The following is a 21,258-nucleotide window of genomic DNA, read 5'->3' as shown; positions in this document are numbered from 1 at the left end:
GAGAAGACGGTCGTCCGCCGGGTTCCAGAGCGTAAGAAGAGACAGGACTACGGAGTAGCCATGGCGGGACAGAAGATCCGCATCCGGCTCAAGGCCTACGACCACGAGGTCATCGACTCTTCGGCGAAGAAGATCGTCGAGACGGTGACTCGTACTGGTGCGCAGGTCGCGGGCCCGGTGCCGCTGCCCACTGAGAAGAACGTGTACTGCGTCATCAAGTCGCCGCACAAGTACAAGGACTCGCGCGAGCACTTCGAGATGCGCACTCACAAGCGCTTGATCGACATCCTCGACCCGACGCCCAAGACCGTTGACTCGTTGATGCGCCTGGACCTTCCGGCCGGCGTTGACATCGAGATCAAGCTCTGAGAGGCGCGGACAAGATGGCAAAGCAGATCAAGGGCATCCTGGGCGAGAAGCTCGGCATGACCCAGGTCTGGGACGAGAACAACCGTGTCGTCCCGGTGACCGTCGTCAAGGCCGGCCCGAATGTCGTGACCCAGGTTCGTACGAACGTTGTCGACGGCTACGAAGCGGTCCAGATCGCCTTCGGCGAGATCGATCCCCGCAAGGTGAACAAGCCCCTCAAGGGCCACTTCGCCAAGGCCGATGTGACCCCGCGCCGCCACCTGGTGGAGCTCCGCACCTCCGACGCCAGCGAGTACACGCTCGGCCAGGAGATCACTGCCGAGGTGTTCGAGTCCGGCGTCAAGGTCGACGTCACGGGCAAGAGCAAGGGCAAGGGCTTCGCCGGTGTCATGAAGCGTCACAACTTCAAGGGCCTCGGCGCCGGTCACGGCACCCAGCGCAAGCACCGTTCGCCCGGCTCCATCGGTGGCTGTGCCACCCCGGGTCGTGTGTTCAAGGGCATGCGCATGGCGGGCCGTATGGGCAACGAGCGGGTCACCACCCAGAACCTGACCGTCCACGCCGTTGACGCGGAGAAGGGACTGCTCCTGATCAAGGGAGCCATCCCCGGTCCGAACGGCGGCCTCGTCCTGGTCCGCACCGCGGCCAAGGGGGCCTGAGGATATGAGCACCATTGACATTCTGTCGCCCGCCGGCGACACGACCGGCAGCCTTGAGCTCCCGGCTGAGATCTTCGACGCCAAGGTCAGCATCCCGCTGATCCACCAGGTCGTCGTGGCGCAGCTTGCCGCGGCCCGTCAGGGCACGCACAGCACCAAGCGCCGTGGCGAAGTCCGTGGTGGTGGCAAGAAGCCGTACCGTCAGAAGGGCACCGGCCGCGCCCGTCAGGGTTCGACCCGCGCTCCGCAGTTCGTCGGCGGTGGCGTCGTCCACGGTCCCAAGCCGCGTGACTACTCGCAGCGGACGCCGAAGAAGATGGTCAAGGCCGCCCTCAAGGGCGCTCTGACCGACCGGGCGCGTCACAACCGCATCCACGTCGTGACCGGCGTCATCGAGGGCGATGCCCCGTCGACGAAGGCCGCCAAGAGCCTCCTCGGCAAGATCAGCGAGCGCAAGCACGTGCTCCTGGTCGTCGAGCGTGCTGACGAGGCCGCGTGGCTGTCCGCCCGCAACCTGCCCCAGGTGCACATCCTGGAGGCCGGCCAGCTGAACACGTACGACGTGCTCGTCTCCGACGACGTGGTCTTCACGAAGGACGCCTTCGACCGCTTCACCGGTGCCGCCGCCGAGGCCGAGCTCGAAGGGAGCGACGCCTGATGAGCGAGACCACTGCAGCGGTCGTCACCAGCAAGACCTACACGGACCACCGTGACATCCTGGTCAAGCCGGTGGTTTCCGAGAAGAGCTACGCGCTGCTCGACGAGAACAAGTACACGTTCATCGTCGCGCCGGGTAGCAACAAGACCCAGATCAAGCAGGCCGTCGAGGCGGTCTTCTCGGTCAAGGTCACCGGGGTCAACACGATCAACCGGCAGGGTAAGCGCAAGCGGACCAAGTCTGGTTTCGGCAAGCGCAAGGACACCAAGCGCGCCATCGTGACCCTCGCCGAGGGCGACCGCATCGACATCTTCGGCGGCCCGGTCTCCTAACGGAGGCCGGAGTCGTTCAGAAGTCCGGAACTTTCCGAGGACTGAGAAATGGGTATCCGCAAGTACAAGCCGACGACGCCGGGCCGTCGTGGCTCCAGCGTCGCCGACTTCGTCGAGATCACGCGGTCCACGCCGGAGAAGTCGCTGGTCCGCCCTCTGCACAGCAAGGGCGGCCGTAACAACGCCGGTCGTGTGACCGTTCGTCACCAGGGCGGTGGCCACAAGCGCGCCTTCCGAGTGATCGACTTCCGTCGTCACGACAAGGACGGCGTGCCGGCCAAGGTCGCGCACATCGAGTACGACCCCAACCGCACCGCTCGCATCGCGCTGCTGCATTACGCGGACGGCGAGAAGCGCTACATCCTTGCCCCGGCCAAGCTCGGCCAGGGCGACCGGATTGAGAACGGCCCTGGCGCCGACATCAAGCCGGGCAACAACCTCCCGCTGCGCAACATCCCGGTGGGTACGACCGTCCACGCCATCGAGCTGCGCCCCGGCGGCGGCGCGAAGATCGCCCGCAGTGCGGGTTCTTCCGTCCAGCTGCTGGCGAAGGAGGGCTCGTTCGCGAGCCTGCGTATGCCGTCCGGTGAAGTCCGCATGGTCGACGTCCGCTGCCGCGCCACTGTTGGCGAGGTCGGCAACGCCGAGCAGTCGAACATCAACTGGGGTAAGGCCGGCCGTATGCGCTGGAAGGGCGTCCGCCCGACCGTCCGCGGTGTCGCGATGAACCCTGTTGACCACCCGCACGGTGGTGGTGAGGGCAAGACCTCCGGTGGCCGCCACCCGGTCAGCCCGTGGGGCCAGAAGGAGGGTCGTACTCGCTCGCCGAAGAAGGCCAGCAACAAGTACATCGTCCGCCGCCGCAAGACGAACAAGAAGCGCTAGGAGCAGGTTTAGATGCCGCGCAGTCTGAAGAAAGGGCCCTTCGTCGACGACCACCTGGTCAAAAAGGTGGACGTACAGAACGATGCAGGCACCCACAACGTCATCAAGACCTGGTCCCGCCGCTCGATGATCATCCCGGCGATGCTGGGCCACACGATCGCGGTGCATGACGGCCGTAAGCACGTCCCGGTGTTTGTCACCGAGTCGATGGTCGGCCACAAGCTCGGCGAGTTCGCGCCGACCCGCACCTTCCGCGGCCACGAGAAGGACGACCGCAAGACGCGGCGTCGCTGATCGGCGGAGTGCGAAGACTATGACTGACACCGAAGGGACAACCATGGAAGCCAGGGCCCAGGCGCGGTACATCCGCGTCACGCCCATGAAGGCCCGCCGCGTGGTGGACCTCATCCGTGGCCTCGACGCCACGGAGGCTCAGGCGGTCCTGCGTTTCGCCCCGCAGGCCGCGAGCGTGCCGGTGGGCAAGGTGCTGGACAGCGCCATTGCCAACGCCGCGCACAACTACGACCACACGGACGCCCAGTCGCTGTTCATCAGCGAGGCGTTCGTGGACGAGGGCCCGACCCTGAAGCGGTTCCGGCCGCGCGCCCAGGGCCGCGCCTACCGGATCCGCAAGCGGACCAGCCACATCACCGTGGTCGTCTCCAGCAAGGAAGGGACCCGGTAATGGGCCAGAAGGTTAACCCGCATGGGTTCCGGCTCGGCATCACCACGGACTTCAAGTCCCGGTGGTACGCCGACAAGCTGTACAAGGACTACGTCAAGGAAGACGTCGCCATCCGCAGGATGATGACGAAGGGCATGGAGCGGGCCGGCATCTCGAAGGTTGAGATCGAGCGCACCCGTGACCGCGTCCGCGTCGACATCCACACCGCCCGGCCGGGCATCGTCATCGGCCGTCGCGGCGCGGAGGCCGACCGTATCCGCGGCGAGCTGGAGAAGCTCACCGGCAAGCAGGTGCAGCTGAACATCCTCGAGGTCAAGAACCCCGAGGTCGACGCTCAGCTGGTGGCCCAGGCCGTCGCCGAGCAGCTCTCCTCCCGCGTCTCCTTCCGTCGTGCGATGCGCAAGAGCATGCAGAGCACCATGAAGGCCGGCGCCAAGGGCATCAAGATCCAGTGTGGTGGCCGTCTCGGCGGCGCGGAGATGTCCCGCTCGGAGTTCTACCGCGAGGGCCGTGTGCCCCTGCACACGCTCCGTGCCAACGTGGACTACGGCTTCTTCGAGGCCAAGACCACCTTCGGCCGGATCGGCGTGAAGGTCTGGATCTACAAGGGCGATGTCAAGAACATCGCCGAGGTCCGCGCCGACAACGCCGCTGCCCGCGCCGGCAACCGCCCGGCCCGTGGCGGCGGCGGTGGCGGCGGCGGCAACGACCGTCCGCAGCGCCGCGGTGGCGAGCGCGGCGGCCGTGCCCGTCGTCCCCAGGGTGACGCTCCTCAGGCCCCCAAGGCCGAGGCCGTGACCGCTGAGGCCGCGAGCCCGGAGACCCCTGGAACGGAGGCCTGACAGTCATGCTGATCCCCCGTCGGGTCAAGCACCGTAAGCAGCACCACCCGAGCCGTCGCGGTATGGCCAAGGGTGGCACCGAGCTGGCGTTCGGCGAGTACGGCATTCAGGCCGTCACCCCGGCGTATGTGACGAACCGGCAGATCGAGTCCGCTCGTATCGCCATCACCCGTCACATCCGCCGTGGCGGCAAGGTCTGGATCAACATCTACCCGGACCGTCCGCTGACGAAGAAGCCGGCCGAAACCCGCATGGGTTCCGGTAAAGGTTCTCCGGAGTGGTGGATCGCGAACGTCCACCCCGGCCGGGTGATGTTCGAGCTGTCCTTCCCGAACGAAAAGGTAGCCAAGGAGGCGCTGACCCGCGCCGCCCACAAGCTTCCGATGAAGTGCCGGATCATCCGGCGCGAGGCAGGTGAGTCGTAATGGCGGCCGGCACCAAGACGGCAGAGCTGCGCGAGCTGGATGACGAGGGTCTCCTCGGCAAGCTGCGCGAGGCCAAGGAGGAGCTGTTCAACCTCCGTTTCCAGGCGGCCACCGGCCAGCTCGAGAACAACACCCGGCTCAAGATCGTCCGCAAGGACATCGCCCGGATCTACACCCTGATGCGTGAGCGTGAGCTCGGCATCGAGACGGTGGAGAGCGAGAGCGTCTGATGAGCGAGAAGACTGTGACTGAGACCAGCGAGCAGCGCGGCGACCGCAAGACCCGCGAGGGCCTTGTCGTCAGCGACAAGATGGACAAGACCGTAGTGGTCGCCGTCGAGGACCGTGTGAAGCACGCCCTCTATGGCAAGGTCATCCGCCGCACCAACAAGCTCAAGGCGCACGACGAGCAGAACGCTGCGGGCATCGGCGACCGTGTCCTCCTCATGGAGACCCGGCCGCTGTCCGCGACGAAGCGCTGGCGCGTCGTCGAGATCCTCGAGAAGGCCAAGTAATCCCTGAGGGGCTTTCCCCTCAGGACCGTTCCGTCAGGCTCGGCGTGGGGTTCGTATCTAGGTCCGAACCCCCGCCGGGAACCGACGCGACAATCAGGAGATAGACGTGATCCAGCAGGAGTCGCGGCTTCGGATCGCCGACAACACCGGTGCGAAGGAAATTCTTTGCATCCGTGTTCTCGGTGGCTCGGGCCGCCGCTACGCGGGAATCGGTGACGTCATCGTCGCCACCGTCAAGGACGCGATCCCCGGTGGCAACGTGAAGAAGGGCGAGGTCGTCAAGGCGGTCATCGTCCGGACCGTCAAGGAGCGCCGCCGCGCGGATGGCTCGTACATCCGCTTCGACGAGAACGCCGCCGTGATCCTCAAGAACGACGGCGACCCCCGCGGTACCCGCATCTTCGGCCCGGTGGGCCGCGAGCTGCGCGAGAAGAAGTTTATGAAGATCGTTTCTCTCGCGCCGGAGGTGCTGTAACCGATGAAGATCAAGAAGGGCGACCTGGTCCAGGTCATCACCGGTAAGGACAAGGGCAAGCAGGGCAAGGTCATCGTGGCCTACCCCACTGACGACCGCGTCCTGGTCGAGGGTGTCAACCGGGTCAAGAAGCACACCAAGGCCGGTCAGACGGCTCGTGGTTCCCAGACCGGCGGCATCATCACGACCGAGGCCCCGATCCACGTCAGCAACGTTCAGCTGGTGGTGGAGAAGGACGGCAAGAAGGTCGTCACTCGCGTCGGGTTCCGTTTCGACGACGAGGGCAAAAAGGTCCGCGTTGCCAAGCGGACTGGTGAGGACATCTGATGACTACCACCACCCAGCCGCGCCTCAAGCAGCGCTACCGCGAGGAAATCGCGGGCAAGCTGCGTGAGGAGTTCTCCTACGAGAACGTCATGCAGATCCCCGGCCTCGTCAAGATCGTGGTCAACATGGGTGTGGGCGACGCCGCCCGCGACTCCAAGCTGATCGAGGGCGCCATCAAGGACCTCTCCACGATCACCGGTCAGAAGCCGTCCGTCACCAAGGCCCGTAAGTCCATCGCGCAGTTCAAGCTGCGCGAGGGCCAGCCGATCGGCGCCCACGTCACCCTTCGCGGGGACCGCATGTGGGAGTTCCTGGACCGCACGCTGTCGCTGGCGCTTCCGCGCATCCGCGACTTCCGCGGTCTGTCGCCGAAGCAGTTCGACGGCCGTGGCAACTACACCTTCGGTCTCACGGAGCAGGTCATGTTCCACGAGATCGACCAGGACAAGATCGACCGCGTCCGGGGTATGGACATCACCGTGGTTACCACGGCGACCAATGACGCTGAGGGCCGTGCGCTCCTTCGTCACCTCGGCTTCCCGTTCAAGGAGGCGTGAGCCGTGGCGAAGAAGGCTCTCATTGCCAAGGCCGCCCGCAAGCCCAAGTTTGCGGTCCGTGCCTACAACCGCTGCCAGCGCTGCGGTCGTCCCCACTCCGTCTACCGCAAGTTCGGCCTCTGCCGTGTGTGCCTTCGCGAGATGGCCCACCGCGGCGAGCTGCCGGGCGTGACCAAGAGCTCCTGGTAAATCTCTTTTCAGGGATTATCAGGGCTCTCGGTAAGCATCTGGGTGGCAGGGGCCCAGCTCTTCATCCCGTAAGGTGGAAGGGTTGGGCGCCTGTCGCCCATGACCGCACGCGGGCTGTCCAACACACAGCCCGCCAGAAGTCGCTTACTACGCCGTAGGTCCCCGTGCCGCACCCGTCCCGACACCATTGGTGTTCGGGGAGAGGGATGGCGCAGATAGGAAACCCCGGCGAGAGAGGCCTAGGGCCAACTCATGACCATGACAGACCCCATCGCAGACATGCTGACCCGTCTGCGTAACGCGAACTCGGCGTACCACGACGATGTCGCGATGCCGTTCAGCAAGATCAAGTCCCACATCGCGGAGATCCTCCAGCAGGAGGGCTACATCACCGGCTGGAAGGTCGAGGACGCCGAGGTCGGCAAGAACCTCATCCTCGAGCTGAAGTTCGGCCCGAACCGTGAGCGTTCGATCGCCGGCATCAAGCGCATCAGCAAGCCGGGCCTGCGGGTCTACGCAAAGTCCACCAACCTGCCGAAGGTGCTCGGCGGCCTGGGCGTGGCGATCATCTCCACGTCCCATGGGCTGCTCACCGGCCAGCAGGCTGCCAAGAAGGGTGTAGGCGGGGAAGTCCTCGCTTACGTCTGGTAATCGGGAAACGGAGGTAAAGCAATGTCGCGCATCGGCAAGCTGCCCATCCCGGTTCCCGCCGGCGTGGACGTCACCATCGATGGCCGCACGGTCGCGGTGAAGGGTCCCAAGGGCTCCCTTTCCCACACCATTGCCGCACCCATCGACATCGCTAAGGGCGAGGACGGCACGCTGCTGGTCACCCGCCCGAACGACGAGCGTGTTTCGAAGGCCCTGCACGGCCTGTCGCGCACTCTGGTGGCGAACATGATCACCGGCGTGACCGCGGGTTACAGCAAGGCGCTCGAGATCAGCGGTGTCGGCTACCGCGTCCAGGCGAAGGGTTCCAACCTGGAGTTCGCGCTGGGCTTCAGCCACCCTGTTCTCGTCGAGGCCCCTGAGGGCATCTCCTTCAAGGTCGAGAACCCGACGAAGTTCAGCGTCGAGGGCATCGACAAGCAGAAGGTCGGCGAGGTCGCCGCGAACATCCGCAAGCTGCGGAAGCCCGACCCGTACAAGGCCAAGGGCGTTAAGTACGCGGGCGAAGTCATCCGCCGCAAGGTCGGAAAGGCTGGTAAGTAGCCATGGCATACGGTGTAAAGATTGCCAAGGGCAAGGCCTACAAGGGCGCCGCTCTCAAGCGCCGCCACATCCGCGTCCGGAAGCGCATCTCGGGTACCCCCGAGCGTCCGCGTCTGGTCGTGACCCGGTCCAACCGGAACATCGTGGCGCAGGTCATCGACGACATCGCGGGCCACACGCTCGCGTCGGCGTCGACTCTCGACACGTCCATCCGCGGCGGCGAAGGCGACAAGACGGCGCTGTCGAAGCAGGTCGGCCAGCTCGTGGCCGAGCGTGCCAAGGCTGCAGGCGTCGAGGTTGTCGTATTCGACCGTGGCGGCAACCAGTACGCCGGGCGCATTGCCGCCCTGGCGGACGCCGCCCGCGAAGCCGGGCTCAAGTTCTGAGTCCGCTCGTAGCTAGCGGAAGCAACGAAGAGAGGTAATTACAATGCCTGGACCCCAGCGCCGCGGAAGCGGTGCCGGTGGCGGCGAGCGGCGGGAACGCAAGGACCGGCGGGACGGTGGCCAGCAGGCCGAGAAGACCGCCTACGTCGAGCGCGTTGTCGCGATCAACCGCGTCGCCAAGGTTGTGAAGGGTGGTCGTCGCTTCAGCTTCACCGCGCTGGTCGTGGTGGGCGATGGTGACGGCACCGTCGGCGTCGGTTACGGCAAGGCCAAGGAGGTGCCGGCCGCCATCGCCAAGGGTGTTGAGGAGGCCAAGAAGCACTTCTTCAAGGTCCCCCGTATCCAGGGCACCATCCCGCACCCGATCCAGGGTGAGAAGGCCGCGGGCGTGGTCATGCTGAAGCCGGCTTCCCCCGGTACCGGCGTGATCGCGGGTGGCCCGGTGCGCGCCGTTCTGGAGTGCGCCGGCGTTCACGACATCCTGTCGAAGTCGCTCGGGTCGTCGAACGCGATCAACATCGTGCACGCCACGGTGGCCGCGCTCCAGGGCCTTCAGCGGCCCGAGGAGATCGCTGCCCGCCGCGGCCTGCCGCTGGAGGACGTCGCGCCCGCAGCTCTGCTGCGTGCTCGTGCCGGGGTGGGTGCGTAATGGCTCGCCTCAAGGTCACGCAGACGAAGTCCTACATCGGTAGCAAGCAGAACCACCGTGACACTCTGCGTTCGCTCGGTCTCAAGCGTATGCACGACGTTGTGGTCAAGGAGGACCGGCCGGAGATCCGCGGCATGGTCCAGACCGTCCGCCACCTCGTCACGGTTGAGGAGGTCGACTGATCATGGGTGCTGAGAACCCGATCAAGATCCACAACCTCCGTCCGGCCCCGGGCGCCAAGACCGCCAAGACCCGCGTGGGTCGTGGCGAGGCGTCCAAGGGCAAGACGGCCGGTCGTGGCACCAAGGGCACCAAGGCCCGCTACCAGGTTCCGGCGCGCTTCGAGGGTGGGCAGATGCCCCTCCACATGCGTCTGCCGAAGCTCAAGGGCTTCAAGAACCCGTTCCGCACCGAGTACCAGGTCGTCAACCTGGACAAGCTCGCCACCCTCTACCCCGAGGGTGGTGACGTCACGGTCGCGGACCTGGTCGCCAAGGGTGCGGTCCGTAAGAACCAGCTCGTCAAGGTGCTTGGCACCGGCGAGGTCTCCGTGGCGCTGCAGGTGACCGTTGACGCGGTCTCCGGCTCCGCCAAGGAGAAGATCGCCGCTGCCGGCGGCACTGTTACCGAGCTCATCTAGTCGGTACACCGTACGAAGAGGGGGGCCGGGACTTCCGTGAGGAAGGCCCGGCCCCTCTCTTTTTGTGCTGGTTGCCTCGGAAGGCGTACTGGCGAATCCACTGGAGGTTGGAGATTGCCATGCTCACGCGTGGGCGGCGCGGACTGGGAACGCTGGATCGTCTTCCTCGCCGACCGGGAGCCAATCGCCGACGGCTTCACCACGGCCGCCCTGTCCTGCGGCGGCTCCCCCCTGACGGCGGCGATCTACCGGCAAGGCACCATCGGAGCTGCCAAGGCCCATCTGTAGGCCACCGCGAGCCAGTTGAACGAGCACCCGGACAAGCTGGTCTGCGGGCGAGCCATCACCAGCGTGAACGGGGCGGCCGGCCGACGTCCTCTGGCCCTTCGCGGCCAGCTGACCTTTCGGCAGTCGTTCGCGGGGGTCAGATGGCCCTATATGTGCGTGTCCGACAGTGGGCAGGCGAGGCTGTTTGGGGGGGTAACCGGGCCGCGTGGAATTAGTGATGGCCGCCATATGTTCCTCACAGGCTGTCGGGCCCGGTAGGGTGTCCTAGCTGTTACCTTGCGCGGGGGTCTGCCCTGCCGCGGGTCCCGGCTGAATCCTTTTCGATAACCGAGACCGTTACCCCCTGCGCATGACGCGGGGGTCGCAGGAGGCACCGTGCTCACCGCGTTCGCCCGGGCGTTCAGGACGCCCGACCTGCGCAAGAAGCTGCTGTTCACGCTGGGCATCATGCTGCTGTTCCGCCTGGGCTCGCACATCCCCGTACCGGGGGTCGACTACAAGGCTGTCCAGACCTGTGTCACCGAGGTCGGCGGCAGCGGCGGCCTCTTCGGTCTGGTGAACCTGTTCAGCGGCGGCGCACTGCTCCAGCTGACCATCTTCGCGCTTGGGATCATGCCGTACATCACGGCGAGCATCATCCTGCAGCTGCTGACCGTGGTGATCCCTCGCCTGGAGGCCCTCAAGAAGGAGGGTCAGGCCGGCACCACGAAGATCACGCAGTACACGCGTTACCTCACGGTCGCGCTCGCGGTCCTGCAGGGCACCGGCCTGGTGGCCACCGCTCGTAGCGGCAGCCTCTTCGGCAACTGCACCGTGGCGAGCCAGATCATCCCGAACCAGTCGATCTTCACCACGATCACCATGGTCGTCACGATGACCTCGGGTACCGCGATGATCATGTGGCTGGGTGAGCTGATCACCGACCGCGGTATCGGCAACGGCATGTCGATCCTGATGTTCCTGTCGATCGCGGCCGGCTTCCCCACCCAGCTGTGGGCCATCAAGAAGTCCGGCAAGATCGCCGGTGGCTGGGTCGAGTTCTTCGCGGTGATCGCGGTCGGCCTGGCGATGGTGGCCCTGGTGGTCTTCGTCGAGCAGGCTCAGCGCCGCATTCCCGTGCAGTACGCGAAGCGAATGGTCGGCCGCCGGTCCTACGGTGGTACGTCCACATACATCCCGTTGAAGGTGAACCAGGCGGGTGTGATTCCCGTCATCTTCGCGTCGTCGCTGCTCTACATTCCGTCACTGCTGGTGCAGTTCAGCGGGTCCACGGCGAGCTGGGCGAACTGGATCCGGGACAACATGGTGAAGGGCGATCACCCGATTTACATCGCTACGTACTTTTTGCTGATCGTCTTCTTCGCCTTCTTCTACGTCGCCATCTCCTTCAACCCCGAAGAAGTGGCCGACAACATGAAGAAGTATGGTGGGTTCATCCCGGGCATCCGGGCCGGCCGCCCCACCGCGGAGTACCTCAGCTACGTGCTCAACAGGATCACGTGGCCGGGAGCGATGTACCTGGGACTGATTGCGCTGGTGCCCACTGTGGCGCTGGTGCTTTTCAATGCGACCGGTAACTTCCCGTTCGGCGGAACCAGCATCCTGATCATCGTGGGTGTGGGTCTGGAGACGGTGAAGCAGATCGAGAGCCAGCTCCAGCAGCGTAATTACGAAGGGTTCCTCCGCTGATGCGCATCGTCCTCGTTGGGCCGCCCGGGGCCGGCAAGGGTACGCAGGCCGCGTACCTGGCCAAGAACCTGTCGATTCCGCACATCTCCACGGGTGACCTCTTCAGGGCGAACATCAGCCAGGGATCGAACCTCGGTAAGCGGGCGCAGGCCTATATGAAGGCCGGCGACCTGGTTCCCGACGAACTCACCATCGCGATGGCCAAGGACCGCTGGGAGCAGCCGGACGCCGCGCACGGCTTCCTGCTCGACGGCTTCCCGCGCAATGTGAAGCAGGCCGAGGCGCTGGACCGGATCCTCAAGGACGAGGGCATAGGGCTCGACGCCGTGCTCGACCTGGAGGTCCCGGAGGAGGAGGTCGTCAAGCGGATCGCCGGCCGGCGGACCTGCCGTAACGACAGCAGCCACACCTTCCACGTCGAGTACAAGAAGCCCAAGGTCGACGGCGTCTGCGACGAGTGCGGCGGTGAGCTGTACCAGCGCGACGACGACAGCGAGGAGACGGTGCGGCGGCGGCTGGAGGTCTACCATCGCGAGACCGAGCCGATCATCGACTACTACCGCGACCAGGATCTCCTGATCACGATCCCCGCGCTGGGCCCGGTCTCCGAAGTCACCCAGCGAGCGATGGACGCGCTGCGGGAGCGGAACAAGGACGCGGTCGCCCCTTCTCGTGGCTAGTGATCAATTGATGGTTGCTGTGTGAATGCGGCCGCGATGCCCCAGTGGGCGTCGCGGCTGCTCTTTGCTCCCGGTCGGCCGCCGCCCAGGCAGGGCCCATGCGGCAGACTGGAGCGGTACACAGCCACTCGGATGCAGAAAGGCGACCGCCACCATGGTGGAGATCAAGAACCCCGAACAGATCGCGAAGATGCGCGCGGCGGGGCTCGTTGTCGCCGCCATCCATGAGGCGACCCGGAAGGCGGCCGTCCCGGGGGCGAGCACGAAGGACTTGGACGAGGTCGCGGCGAAGGTGATCGCGGACCATGGCGCCAAGCCGAACTTCCTGGGTTACGGGGGCTTCCCCGGCAACATCTGCACCTCGGTGAACGATGTCGTGGTGCATGGCATCCCGGACCGGGAGACGGTGCTCAAGGACGGCGACATCATCTCCATCGACGCCGGCGCGATCATCGAGGGCTGGCACGGCGATGCCGCCTTCACCGCCTTTGTGGGGTCGGGTCACGCGCCGGAGCTGCTGGAGCTCAGCCGGGTGACCGAGGAGTCGATGTGGGCCGGCGTCGCAGCCTTCCGCAACGGCAACCGGCTGGTCGACATCTCCAAGGCCATCGAGTCCTACATCCGCCGCCAGCCGCGCCCGGCGACCGGCAAGTACGGGATCGTCGAGGACTACGGCGGCCATGGCATCGGCTCCGAGATGCACATGGACCCGCATCTGCTGAACTATGTCTCGCGCAAGCGCGGCCGGGGCATCAAGCTGGTGCCGGGGGTCTGCCTCGCGATCGAGCCGATGGTGAGCCTGGGTACCCCGCTCACCCATGTCCTCGAGGACAACTGGACCGTTAAGACGGACGACGGCAGCTGGTCCTCGCACTGGGAGCACTCCATCGCGCTGACCGAGCAGGGCCCGCTGGTCCTCACGGCGGTCGACGGAGGCAAGGCGAAGCTCGCGGAGTACGGGGTCACTGCGGCGCCGGATCCGCTGGGCTGAGTGGCCCCGGCGGGCGGAGCCCGGCGCAGCCGCTCGAAGCTTGTGAGGCGCCCCCGGGGCGCCGAGCCCGCGAGAGGGGCGTGGAGAGGGTGCTGTGTACGGGGTCACTGCGGCGCCGGATCCGCTGGGCTGAGTCGGGCCGCTGGATCCCCTGGCATAACGATCAGGGGTCCTGGGCATTGGATGGGGGCCCGATTTCGTGTTCCCGTAGCGCTGACGTAGACTGACACGTCGGCTCACGTATGTCTATCGGCATGCCGAGGGCCGATCAAGGTAGTCGATCCCGAAAGCAGGACATGGCCAAGAAGCAAGGCGCCATCGAGATCGAGGGCACCGTGATCGAATCTCTGCCGAACGCGATGTTCAAAGTGGAGCTGCAGAACGGTCACAAGGTCCTCGCGCACATCAGCGGCAAGATGCGGATGCACTACATCCGTATCCTCCCCGATGACAGGGTTGTGGTGGAGCTGTCTCCATACGACCTGACGCGCGGACGGATCGTCTACCGCTACAAGTAGATCTCACGACCCGGAGAACCTGAACCCCATGAAGGTCAAGCCGAGCGTCAAGAAGATCTGCGACAAGTGCAAGGTGATCCGCCGTCATGGTCGGGTCATGGTCATCTGCGACAACCTGCGCCACAAGCAGCGCCAGGGCTGACGTACGACCACCCTCTGCATCCGCAGAACTTCGCGCGACGCGCACAAACGTATATACGCAGTCACCCATCCCCCTGTTCAAGGGGGATGACACCCCCGGCGGAGGCCGGGGACCCGCCGATACCGGTCGGGAGCGGGGCTGCGGAAGACCTCCGATCTCACCAGGAGCCAATGAATGGCACGCCTTGCAGGCGTTGACCTCCCGCGCGAAAAGCGCGTGGAGATCGCCCTCACGTACGTCTTCGGCATCGGTCGCACCCGTGCTCAGGAGACCCTGAAGAACACCGGTGTGAACCCGGACACCCGCGTCCGCGATCTTGCCGAGGAAGACCTCGTCAAGCTCCGCGAGTACGTGGACGCCAACTTCAAGACCGAGGGTGACCTCCGTCGCGAGGTCCAGGCGGACATCCGCCGCAAGGTCGAGATCGGCTGCTACCAGGGTCTGCGCCACCGTCGCGGCCTGCCGGTCCACGGTCAGCGGACTCACACCAACGCCCGCACCCGCAAGGGCCCGCGTCGCGCCATCGCCGGTAAGAAGAAGCCGGGTAAGAAGTAGTCCGCACCGGACGCACTGCGGTTTTCCGGGAGGATCCCTGGATCTCCGCAGGTCATAAGCGGTCCGTGCTGTAGGACCGACCACCTCCATGGGAGTTAACAGACTTATGCCTCCGAAGGGTCGTCAGGCCGGCGCCAAGAAGGTGCGCCGCAAGGAGAAGAAGAACGTCGCTCATGGGCATGCTCACATCAAGAGCACGTTCAACAACACCATCGTCTCGATCACTGACCCCGCCGGGAATGTGATCTCCTGGGCCTCTGCCGGCCATGTCGGCTTCAAGGGCTCGCGCAAGTCCACCCCCTTCGCCGCGCAGATGGCCGCCGAGTCGGCCGCCCGCCGGGCGCAGGAGCACGGCATGCGCAAGGTCGACGTGTTCGTCAAGGGTCCCGGCTCCGGCCGTGAGACCGCGATCCGCTCCCTCCAGGCCACCGGCCTGGAGGTGGGTTCGATCCAGGACGTCACCCCGACCCCGCACAACGGCTGCCGCCCGCCGAAGCGTCGCCGGGTCTGACGACCTGGCTTTGCGAAGACGGCATGGGCGGTACGGCGCGTAAGCGTCGTGCCGCCCGTACCCTTGCAGTACCAGCAGTATGCGTCGGCATCAAATAGTGGGTGCCGAAGACTGGAGGCAACACCAAATGCTGATCGCTCAGCGCCCCTCGTTGACCGAAGAGGTCGTCGACGAATTCCGCTCCCGGTTCGTGATCGAGCCGCTGGAGCCGGGCTTCGGCTACACCCTCGGCAACTCGCTCCGCCGTACGCTCCTCTCCTCGATCCCCGGTGCCGCTGTCACCAGCATCCGGGTCGACGGGGTCCTGCACGAGTTCACCACCGTGCCGGGCGTCAAGGAGGACGTCACCGACCTCATCCTCAACATCAAGCAGCTGGTCGTCTCCTCGGAGCACGACGAGCCGGTCGTGATGTACCTGCGCAAGCAGGGACCGGGTGTGGTCACCGCCGCCGACATCGCGCCTCCGGCCGGTGTCGAATGCCACAACCCCGACCTGGTTCTGGCCACCCTGAACGCCAAGGGCAAGCTGGAGATGGAGCTGACCGTCGAGCGCGGTCGCGGCTATGTCTCCGCCGTCCAGAACAAGCAGCAGGGCCAGGAGATCGGCCGTATCCCGGTCGACTCCATCTACTCGCCCGTGCTCAAGGTCACGTACAAGGTCGAGGCGACCCGTGTCGAGCAGCGCACCGACTTCGACAAGCTGATCGTCGACGTCGAGACCAAGCAGGCCATGCGCCCGCGTGACGCGATGGCCTCGGCCGGCAAGACCCTGGTCGAGCTCTTCGGGCTCGCCCGCGAGCTCAATGTCGACGCCGAGGGCATCGACATGGGCCCGTCCCCGACGGACGCCGCCCTGGCGGCGGACCTCGCGCTCCCGATCGAGGAGCTCGAGCTCACCGTCCGTTCGTACAACTGCCTCAAGCGCGAGGGCATCCACTCCGTGGGTGAGCTCGTGGCCCGTTCCGAGGCGGACCTGCTCGACATCCGCAACTTCGGTGCGAAGTCGATCGACGAGGTCAAGGCGAAGCTGGCCGGCATGGGCCTGGCCCTCAAGGACAGCCCGCCCGGATTTGACCCCACCGCCGCGGCGGACGCGTTCGGCGCGGACGACGACGCGGACGCGGGCTTCGTGGAGACCGAGCAGTACTGAGTCCGTGCGGGGGCCCTGCCCCCGCACACCCCCCGCTGAGGCGACCGCCTCAGAGGTACTGACACCGGTACCTGATACGGCCGGTGCAGGAATGAAGGAGAAAGACCATGCCGAAGCCCGCCAAGGGCGCCCGTCTGGGCGGCAGCGCCGCGCACGAGCGGCTGCTTCTCGCGAACCTCGCGAGGTCGCTGTTCGAGCACGGCCGCATCACCACCACCGAGGCCAAGGCGCGCCGGCTGCGTCCGGTCGCGGAGCGCCTGGTCACCAAGGCGAAGAAGGGCGACATCCACAACCGTCGCCTGGTGCTGCAGACGATCACGGACAAGAGCATCGTCCACACGCTCTTCACCGAGATCGCCCCGCGGTACGAGAACCGCCCCGGTGGCTACACCCGTATCACCAAGATCGGGAACCGTCGTGGCGACAACGCCCCGATGGCGGTCATCGAGCTGGTCGAGGCGCTGACTGTGGCCCAGGAGGCCACCGGTGAGGCCGAGGCGGCCACCAAGCGCGCGGTCAAGGAGTCCGAGGTCAAGGCCGAGGCTGCTGACACCGACGCCGAGGACGCTGCCCCCGAGGCCGCGACTGAGACCCCGGCCGAGGAGTCGAAGGACGCCTGAGGCGTCTCCTGGCTGACGAACGGGCCCGCCCCCAGTTTCTGGGGACGGGCCCGTTCCGCGTGTTTGAGAGGATCATCGCGTGAGCGACGAGATCGAGCCCGGCCGCGTACGGGTACGGCTGGACCTGTCCTACGACGGGGCCGAATTCTCCGGCTGGGCCAAGCAGCGGAACCGGCGTACGGTCCAGGGTGAACTGGAGTCCGCCATCCAGACCGTGCTGCGGCTGCCGGAGCCGGTGGACCTGACCGTGGCCGGGCGGACCGACGCCGGGGTGCACGCGCGCGGCCAGGTCGCGCATGTGGACCTGCCGGCGGAGGTGTGGGCCGTGGAGGGCGAGCGGCTGCGGCGCCGGCTGGCCGGGCGGCTGCCCTGGGACGTACGGGTGTGGAAGGCCGAACCCGCGCCGGACGGTTTCAACGCGCGCTTCTCGGCGATCTGGCGCCGGTACGCCTACCGGGTCGGGGACCACGAGGCCGGGGTCGATCCGCTGCTGCGCGGGCATGTGCTCTGGCACGACCGGCCGGTGGACGTGGACCTGATGAACGAGGCGGCCGAGAAGCTCCTCGGGGAGCACGACTTCGCCGCCTACTGCAAGAAGCGCGAGGGCGCGACGACGATCCGCACCCTGCTGGAGCTCCGGTGGGAGCGGACGCCGGAAGGGGTGGCCGTCGCGACGGTGCGGGCCGACGCCTTCTGCCACAACATGGTGCGGGCCCTGGTCGGAGCCATGATCCTGGTCGGTGACGGGCACCGCCCGATCGGCTTCCCCGGCGAGGTCCTGGCCGGCCAAGTCCGGCACTCGGCGGTGAACGTGGTGCGGCCGCACGGCCTGACGCTGGAGGAGGTCGGCTACCCGGCGGACGAACTGCTGGCGGCCCGCAACCGGGAGGCGCGCAATATGCGGACGCTGCCGGGCTGCCGTTGAGCCGGCCGGCGGGTTTGCGGTGTCCTGGCGTGCGGCGGGTTCATGGCCGCCGGGCTGCGCGGTAGTGGTTGCTCGCCGTCGCGGCGGAGGGAAATGCCGGGGCGCTGGCCCCTGGAGCGTTCCGGGGCCACCGGTCCGCGCCGCGGCGATGGCGAGTGACCGCCGGGGCGCGGACCGGCGCTTTCGAACCGGCCGCACCCCGGCGAAGATCCGCCGGACCAGCTTACGCCTCGACCTGGCTTACGCCTCGACCTCCGAGCGGTCGCCGCCCCAGAGAGTGTGGAAGGACCCCTCGCGGTCCGTCCGCCGGTAGGTGTGGGCGCCGAAGTAGTCGCGCTGGCCCTGGGTCAGGGCCGCCGGGAGCCGCTCGGCGCGCAGGGCGTCGTAATAGGCGAGGGAAGCGGAGAACCCGGGCGCGGCGATACCGTGCCGTGCGGCGCTTGCCACGACGGTGCGCCAGGCGTGCTGCGCCTCGCCCACCCCGGTGGCGAACCGCTGGTCGGCCAGGAGGCCGGGCAGGGCCGGATCGGCGGCGTACGCGGCCCGGATGTCGTCCAGGAACGCGGCACGGATGATGCAGCCGCCCCGCCAGAGGGCGGCGACGGCGCCGAGGTCGATGTCCCAGCCGTACTCCGCGCCGGCCGCCTGGATCTGGTGGAAGCCCTGCGTGTACGAGATCACCTTCGACGCGTACAGCGCCTGCTCCACCTGGTCCGCGAAGCGCGCCGCGTCCCGCGGGTCCAGCACGCTCGGGTGCGGTCCGGGCAGCCCCGCGGCGCTGCGCCGCAGCTCGCCGTGGCCGGACACCGCGCGGGCGAAGACCGCCTCGGCGATGCCGGAGACCGGGACGCCCAGGTCCAGGGCGGTCTGTACGGTCCAGCGGCCGGTGCCCTTCTGCTCGGCGGCGTCGGCGACGACATCGACGAACGGCTTGCCGGTGGCGGCGTCCTTGTGGGCGAGGATCTCGGCGGTGATCTCGATCAGGTAGGAGTCCAGGCGGCCCTTGTTCCAGCCGTGGAAGGTCTCCGCGATCTGGGCCGGTTCGTATCCGGCGACATTGCGCAGCAGGTCGTACGCCTCGGCGATGAGCTGCATGTCGGCGTACTCGATGCCGTTGTGCACCATCTTCACGAAGTGCCCGGCGCCGTCCGGCCCGATGTGCGCGCAGCACGGAGTGCCGTCGTCGGCCTTCGCGGCGATGTCCTCCAGCAGCGGCCCCAGGCTCTCGTACGACTCCGGGGAGCCGCCCGGCATGATGCTCGGGCCGTGCAGCGCGCCCTCCTCGCCGCCGGAGATCCCGGCGCCCACGAAGTGGACGCCGCTCGGGCGCAGTGCCGCCTCCCGGCGCCGGGTGTCGGCGAAGTGCGCGTTCCCGCCGTCAATGATCATGTCACCGGGTTCCAGTAGCGGTGCGAACTCGTCGATCACGGCATCGGTCGGTCCGCCCGCCTTGACCATGATCACCAGCCGGCGCGGGCGTTCCAGCGCGGCCACGAACTCCGCGGCGGTGGTGGCGGGGATGAACGTCCCCTCGTGACCGAATTCCTCGGCCAGTGCGGTCGTCTTGGCGGCGGTGCGGTTGTGGATGGCCACCGTATGGCCGTGCCGCGCGAAGTTACGGGCCAGATTGCGGCCCATCACTGCCAGGCCGGTGACGCCGATCTGTGCGGTGGGTGTCGTCATCGAGCGCTCCATTCGTCGGCTGCCCATACGTAATACGGCGCGGCCGCGTTCAAGGGGCGCTCGCGCAGATGAGCGCCCCGCTGTTCTTACGAGCTAACCACGGGCGTCAACGCCACATTCCGCTTCGGCGGTGCCGGGAATGCTTCGGGCACCTGCGGCGTCTCACTATGCGGGGCCGAATCGTTTCCGCCTTTGCCGCACCCCGGAGGAACGCATGCTGACGGGTATGTTCGACGAGCTCTTCCAGCCCGGCCGCCGTCATCTGGAGGAGGAGCAGAACCGCCTCGCGCTTACCCGGGACGAGCCGGGGGACGCCGACCCGGGGCGCGGCCCGATAGACCTCGACGCGGGTGTCGTGGTGGTCAGGGCGCGCTCCGGGGACGAGGGCGTCAGCCGGTCCGCCACGGGGTCTGCTTGATGCCGTTGACGACGACGCGCGCGAGGGACGGCGGTGCTGGAGACGACGGTGCCGGGTTTCAGCAGGCTCTTCGCGCTGCCTGTGGGTTTCGTCTGTACCGTGCGCTCGCCGAGGAACTCGTTGGTCCTCCGGTCGAAGATCCACTCGATGCGCCGGCCGGTGGCCTCGTCCGTACGGGCCACGGCGACCCCGTGCCGCCCCGCCGCGTCCGTGGCATCCGAAACCAGGACGACTCCGGGGATCCTGGCCGCGGCCCCGTGACGTACGTCACAGTCCCCGGTCCCGCCTCGCGGGACGCCTGCCCACGACTTGGGTCAGTTTGTCGGGCTTGCTGCTGCCGCGCCGGCCTGGGTGATGCCGCGCTGGCGGATCTGGTTGAAGGCGAAGTCGGAGATGTCGGTGCCGGCCTGCTTGGCGGCGGTGTCGGCCTCGGTGATGGTCTGGTTGTTCTTGAGGCCGGCGGTGGTGAAGTAGGCGTAGCGGCCGATGGCGTTGGTGGTGAAGCGGCAGTTGACGGCGTGGCAGAAGTCCACGACGCCACCGCCGTTGAGGGGCCGTATGTAGGCGGCGGTGTTTTTGAGCTTGGCGGCCGAGGCGCTGTTGTCGAAGATGGCGATGCCGACGGTGACGGCGACGGTGCCGCGGACGTAGGTGGCACGGAAGAGCTGGCGGCAGCCGTTTTTGGCCAGGACGGTGGAGAGGGTGCCGGCGGCGGCGGTGGTGCAGTGGGTGGTGCGGGTGGTGGCGGTCTTGGCGTAGGTGTGGCTCTGCCAGAGGAGGGACTTGCCGGGGAAGAGGGTGGCGGTGGTCAGGGGCGCGGTGTCCTTCTTGGCGGTGGAGATGAAGTCCAGGGGGTTGGGCGGGGGCGGGATGGAGACGTCGGAGAAGGTGGGCTGAGGGGGGAGGGGCTCCTCGGAGGCGCTTGCGGAGGGGCCCGCCTGGGTCTTCTTGTCGTCGCTGCTGTGGTTGGAGCTGACCACGGCGGTCGCGACGATGCCGGCTATCGCGGCGACCGCGAGCACTCCGCCGCTCACGAAGAGGAGCTTGCGGCGCCTGTCCCGGGCCTCGGACTGCTCGGCGAGAGCGCTCCAGTCCGGCTCGGCGGGACGCGGGGCCGCCGGCCCGGGGGTGTTCCAGGCCGGCGGCGGTCCCTGCTGCTGATACGGGGGGAAGGGGTTGTTGCCCGGGAACCCCTGATGGGGGTCCTGCGGCTGCTGCGGCCCATCGGTCATGGCGGGCATCATATTGGGCCGATGGGGTGATGGGGCGGCCCCTGGGCCCCGG

The 21,258-nt window shown here is 67.1% G+C and carries 35 protein-coding genes; 33 read left to right on the top strand and 2 right to left on the bottom strand.

Going from position 1 to position 21,258, the window contains the following annotated elements; genetic code table 11:
* Window positions 1-60: 60 nt before the first annotated feature.
* From rpsJ to truA, 32 genes are all read left to right on the top strand, one after another.
* Window positions 61-369: a 30S ribosomal protein S10 gene (rpsJ, locus tag FCI23_RS02890; RefSeq protein WP_014144312.1), complete on the top strand. Its 309-nt coding sequence runs from the start codon at window positions 61-63 to the stop codon at window positions 367-369.
* 14 nt (window positions 370-383) lie between these two features.
* The gene (gene rplC / locus FCI23_RS02885) at window positions 384-1,028 is read left to right on the top strand and encodes a 50S ribosomal protein L3 (protein ID WP_136721832.1); all 645 of its coding nucleotides are present in this window, start codon (window positions 384-386) and stop codon (window positions 1,026-1,028) included.
* A 4-nt stretch (window positions 1,029-1,032) separates the two neighbouring features.
* Complete coding sequence (rplD, locus tag FCI23_RS02880) at window positions 1,033-1,686, top strand: 50S ribosomal protein L4 (protein ID WP_136721831.1); 654 nt, start codon at window positions 1,033-1,035, stop codon at window positions 1,684-1,686.
* Window positions 1,686-2,018, top strand: coding sequence for a 50S ribosomal protein L23 (gene rplW, locus FCI23_RS02875; RefSeq protein WP_136721830.1), 333 nt, complete (start codon window positions 1,686-1,688; stop codon window positions 2,016-2,018). Before rplD ends, rplW begins: the two co-directional genes overlap by 1 nt.
* Before the next feature lie 48 nt (window positions 2,019-2,066).
* Entirely contained in the window at window positions 2,067-2,903 is an 837-nt protein-coding gene (gene rplB, locus FCI23_RS02870; RefSeq protein WP_136721829.1) for a 50S ribosomal protein L2, read from the top strand.
* A 12-nt stretch (window positions 2,904-2,915) separates the two neighbouring features.
* Window positions 2,916-3,197, top strand: coding sequence for a 30S ribosomal protein S19 (gene rpsS / locus FCI23_RS02865; protein ID WP_136721828.1), 282 nt, complete (start codon window positions 2,916-2,918; stop codon window positions 3,195-3,197).
* A 43-nt stretch (window positions 3,198-3,240) separates the two neighbouring features.
* Window positions 3,241-3,588, top strand: coding sequence for a 50S ribosomal protein L22 (gene rplV, locus FCI23_RS02860; RefSeq protein WP_136722010.1), 348 nt, complete (start codon window positions 3,241-3,243; stop codon window positions 3,586-3,588).
* Window positions 3,588-4,430: a 30S ribosomal protein S3 gene (gene rpsC, locus FCI23_RS02855; protein ID WP_136721827.1), complete on the top strand. Its 843-nt coding sequence runs from the start codon at window positions 3,588-3,590 to the stop codon at window positions 4,428-4,430. The genes rplV and rpsC overlap by 1 nt, the downstream gene beginning before the upstream one ends.
* A gap of 5 nt (window positions 4,431-4,435) precedes the next feature.
* On the top strand, window positions 4,436-4,855 hold the full coding sequence (gene rplP / locus FCI23_RS02850; protein ID WP_136721826.1) for a 50S ribosomal protein L16: 420 nt from the start codon (window positions 4,436-4,438) through the stop codon (window positions 4,853-4,855).
* Window positions 4,855-5,085 (top strand): 50S ribosomal protein L29, encoded by a 231-nt coding sequence (rpmC, locus tag FCI23_RS02845; RefSeq protein ID WP_136721825.1) that lies wholly within the window; start codon window positions 4,855-4,857, stop codon window positions 5,083-5,085. The genes rplP and rpmC overlap by 1 nt, the downstream gene beginning before the upstream one ends.
* Entirely contained in the window at window positions 5,085-5,369 is a 285-nt protein-coding gene (gene rpsQ, locus FCI23_RS02840) for a 30S ribosomal protein S17 (protein WP_136721824.1), read from the top strand. The genes rpmC and rpsQ overlap by 1 nt, the downstream gene beginning before the upstream one ends.
* A gap of 106 nt (window positions 5,370-5,475) precedes the next feature.
* Window positions 5,476-5,844 (top strand): 50S ribosomal protein L14, encoded by a 369-nt coding sequence (rplN, locus tag FCI23_RS02835; RefSeq protein ID WP_073492414.1) that lies wholly within the window; start codon window positions 5,476-5,478, stop codon window positions 5,842-5,844.
* Between the two features lie 3 nt (window positions 5,845-5,847).
* Window positions 5,848-6,171: a 50S ribosomal protein L24 gene (gene rplX / locus FCI23_RS02830; RefSeq protein WP_136721823.1), complete on the top strand. Its 324-nt coding sequence runs from the start codon at window positions 5,848-5,850 to the stop codon at window positions 6,169-6,171.
* Complete coding sequence (gene rplE / locus FCI23_RS02825) at window positions 6,171-6,728, top strand: 50S ribosomal protein L5 (protein ID WP_136721822.1); 558 nt, start codon at window positions 6,171-6,173, stop codon at window positions 6,726-6,728. The genes rplX and rplE overlap by 1 nt, the downstream gene beginning before the upstream one ends.
* Before the next feature lie 3 nt (window positions 6,729-6,731).
* Window positions 6,732-6,917, top strand: a complete 186-nt coding sequence (locus FCI23_RS02820) for a type Z 30S ribosomal protein S14 (protein ID WP_030890724.1) — start codon at window positions 6,732-6,734, stop codon at window positions 6,915-6,917.
* Between the two features lie 252 nt (window positions 6,918-7,169).
* Window positions 7,170-7,568, top strand: coding sequence for a 30S ribosomal protein S8 (gene rpsH, locus FCI23_RS02810; protein ID WP_136721820.1), 399 nt, complete (start codon window positions 7,170-7,172; stop codon window positions 7,566-7,568).
* Between the two features lie 21 nt (window positions 7,569-7,589).
* Complete coding sequence (rplF, locus tag FCI23_RS02805; protein ID WP_136721819.1) at window positions 7,590-8,129, top strand: 50S ribosomal protein L6; 540 nt, start codon at window positions 7,590-7,592, stop codon at window positions 8,127-8,129.
* 2 nt (window positions 8,130-8,131) lie between these two features.
* Window positions 8,132-8,515: a 50S ribosomal protein L18 gene (rplR, locus tag FCI23_RS02800; protein WP_136721818.1), complete on the top strand. Its 384-nt coding sequence runs from the start codon at window positions 8,132-8,134 to the stop codon at window positions 8,513-8,515.
* A gap of 43 nt (window positions 8,516-8,558) precedes the next feature.
* Window positions 8,559-9,164, top strand: coding sequence for a 30S ribosomal protein S5 (gene rpsE / locus FCI23_RS02795; RefSeq protein ID WP_136721817.1), 606 nt, complete (start codon window positions 8,559-8,561; stop codon window positions 9,162-9,164).
* Complete coding sequence (gene rpmD, locus FCI23_RS02790; protein ID WP_136721816.1) at window positions 9,164-9,346, top strand: 50S ribosomal protein L30; 183 nt, start codon at window positions 9,164-9,166, stop codon at window positions 9,344-9,346. The genes rpsE and rpmD overlap by 1 nt, the downstream gene beginning before the upstream one ends.
* Window positions 9,347-9,348: 2 nt before the next feature.
* A complete protein-coding gene (gene rplO, locus FCI23_RS02785; protein WP_136721815.1) occupies window positions 9,349-9,804 on the top strand; it encodes a 50S ribosomal protein L15 in 456 nt (151 codons plus the stop codon).
* Window positions 9,805-9,933: 129 nt separating this feature from the next.
* Complete coding sequence (locus FCI23_RS59230) at window positions 9,934-10,092, top strand: hypothetical protein (RefSeq protein ID WP_407645910.1); 159 nt, start codon at window positions 9,934-9,936, stop codon at window positions 10,090-10,092.
* Window positions 10,093-10,467: 375 nt separating this feature from the next.
* On the top strand, window positions 10,468-11,781 hold the full coding sequence (secY, locus tag FCI23_RS02775; RefSeq protein WP_136721814.1) for a preprotein translocase subunit SecY: 1,314 nt from the start codon (window positions 10,468-10,470) through the stop codon (window positions 11,779-11,781).
* A complete protein-coding gene (locus tag FCI23_RS02770) occupies window positions 11,781-12,461 on the top strand; it encodes an adenylate kinase (protein ID WP_136721813.1) in 681 nt (226 codons plus the stop codon). The genes secY and FCI23_RS02770 overlap by 1 nt, the downstream gene beginning before the upstream one ends.
* A gap of 154 nt (window positions 12,462-12,615) precedes the next feature.
* Complete coding sequence (gene map, locus FCI23_RS02765; RefSeq protein ID WP_136721812.1) at window positions 12,616-13,452, top strand: type I methionyl aminopeptidase; 837 nt, start codon at window positions 12,616-12,618, stop codon at window positions 13,450-13,452.
* A gap of 296 nt (window positions 13,453-13,748) precedes the next feature.
* Window positions 13,749-13,970: a translation initiation factor IF-1 gene (gene infA, locus FCI23_RS02760; RefSeq protein ID WP_003956442.1), complete on the top strand. Its 222-nt coding sequence runs from the start codon at window positions 13,749-13,751 to the stop codon at window positions 13,968-13,970.
* 28 nt (window positions 13,971-13,998) lie between these two features.
* Complete coding sequence (rpmJ, locus tag FCI23_RS02755) at window positions 13,999-14,112, top strand: 50S ribosomal protein L36 (protein WP_003956441.1); 114 nt, start codon at window positions 13,999-14,001, stop codon at window positions 14,110-14,112.
* 174 nt (window positions 14,113-14,286) lie between these two features.
* On the top strand, window positions 14,287-14,667 hold the full coding sequence (rpsM, locus tag FCI23_RS02750; RefSeq protein WP_136721811.1) for a 30S ribosomal protein S13: 381 nt from the start codon (window positions 14,287-14,289) through the stop codon (window positions 14,665-14,667).
* Window positions 14,668-14,773: 106 nt separating this feature from the next.
* Window positions 14,774-15,178, top strand: a complete 405-nt coding sequence (gene rpsK, locus FCI23_RS02745) for a 30S ribosomal protein S11 (protein WP_136721810.1) — start codon at window positions 14,774-14,776, stop codon at window positions 15,176-15,178.
* A 127-nt stretch (window positions 15,179-15,305) separates the two neighbouring features.
* Window positions 15,306-16,328: a DNA-directed RNA polymerase subunit alpha gene (locus FCI23_RS02740; RefSeq protein WP_136721809.1), complete on the top strand. Its 1,023-nt coding sequence runs from the start codon at window positions 15,306-15,308 to the stop codon at window positions 16,326-16,328.
* 107 nt (window positions 16,329-16,435) lie between these two features.
* On the top strand, window positions 16,436-16,948 hold the full coding sequence (rplQ, locus tag FCI23_RS02735) for a 50S ribosomal protein L17 (RefSeq protein ID WP_136721808.1): 513 nt from the start codon (window positions 16,436-16,438) through the stop codon (window positions 16,946-16,948).
* Window positions 16,949-17,027: 79 nt separating this feature from the next.
* Entirely contained in the window at window positions 17,028-17,873 is an 846-nt protein-coding gene (truA, locus tag FCI23_RS02730) for a tRNA pseudouridine(38-40) synthase TruA (protein WP_136721807.1), read from the top strand.
* 240 nt (window positions 17,874-18,113) lie between these two features.
* On the opposite strand, the gene gndA is transcribed toward truA, so the two are convergent.
* Entirely contained in the window at window positions 18,114-19,556 is a 1,443-nt protein-coding gene (gene gndA / locus FCI23_RS02725) for an NADP-dependent phosphogluconate dehydrogenase (RefSeq protein ID WP_136721806.1), read from the bottom strand.
* 214 nt (window positions 19,557-19,770) lie between these two features.
* On the opposite strand from gndA, the gene FCI23_RS02720 reads away from it, so the two are divergent.
* A complete protein-coding gene (locus tag FCI23_RS02720; RefSeq protein ID WP_136721805.1) occupies window positions 19,771-19,974 on the top strand; it encodes a DUF6191 domain-containing protein in 204 nt (67 codons plus the stop codon).
* A 314-nt stretch (window positions 19,975-20,288) separates the two neighbouring features.
* On the opposite strand, the gene FCI23_RS02715 is transcribed toward FCI23_RS02720, so the two are convergent.
* Window positions 20,289-21,206, bottom strand: coding sequence for a hypothetical protein (locus tag FCI23_RS02715; protein WP_211265182.1), 918 nt, complete (start codon window positions 21,204-21,206; stop codon window positions 20,289-20,291).
* Between the last annotated feature and the right edge of the window lie 52 nt (window positions 21,207-21,258).

This window comes from Actinacidiphila oryziradicis (assembly GCF_005047355.1).
GTDB lineage: Bacteria > Actinomycetota > Actinomycetes > Streptomycetales > Streptomycetaceae > Actinacidiphila > Actinacidiphila oryziradicis.
The sequence above is the reverse complement of the archived record's forward strand: the minus strand, read 5'-3'. Positions and strand labels throughout refer to the sequence as shown.